Genomic DNA, 561 nt, shown 5'->3' with positions numbered 1-561 from the left:
ACGACCCGGGCCGCCACGGTGCTGGCGAACGCCGCCCTGGTGTTCACCGACCCCGACGTGCCTGAGCCGGTGCTGGCAACATCTGCACCGGCTCTAGCGTCTCGGTGACGTCGTCGAGGCGACCGATCCGGGCCAGTCCCGCCCGGGCTACCACGATCGCGTCGAGATCACCACTGCTTACCCTGTTCAACCTGGTATCTAGGTTGCCTCGTAGGGGGCGGATTTCCAAACCGAGACCCAATGCTCTAAGCTGCGCGGCCCGCCGCGGCGAGGAGGTGCCCACCAGCGAACCGGCCGGCAACTCCGCGAGCACCAGCCCGTCGCGCGCTACCACCGCATCGCGCGGGTCGTTGCGCACCGGTATGGCCGCCAGAGCAAACCTCGGATCCTCGGCGGTGGGCAGGTCCTTGTGGGAGTGCACGGCGGCGTCGACACGGCCCTCTTCCATGGCCTCGCGCAGGGCGGTGGTGAACACACCGACCCCGAGGTCTTCGATGGGCGCCAACGACCGGTCCCCGGCGGTGGTGATGGTCACCAGCTCCGCCGGGTGTCCCAGCGCGA

General features: G+C 69.5%; 2 pseudogenes. One reads left to right on the top strand and one right to left on the bottom strand.

From position 1 onward, the window contains the following. Positions 1 to 78 (top strand): annotated as a pseudogene (locus A5624_RS29395) (hypothetical protein); the annotation flags it as partial. Here the strand turns inward: A5624_RS29395 and hemC are convergent. Beyond that, positions 62 to 561 (bottom strand): annotated as a pseudogene (gene hemC / locus A5624_RS01655) (hydroxymethylbilane synthase); the annotation flags it as partial. The pseudogenes A5624_RS29395 and hemC overlap by 17 nt on opposite strands.

It is taken from the genome of Mycobacterium sp. 1482292.6, assembly GCF_001672995.1.
In the GTDB taxonomy this organism is placed as follows: Bacteria; Actinomycetota; Actinomycetes; order Mycobacteriales; family Mycobacteriaceae; genus Mycobacterium; species Mycobacterium europaeum_A.
This window is presented reverse-complemented; position numbering and strand designations above follow the sequence as displayed.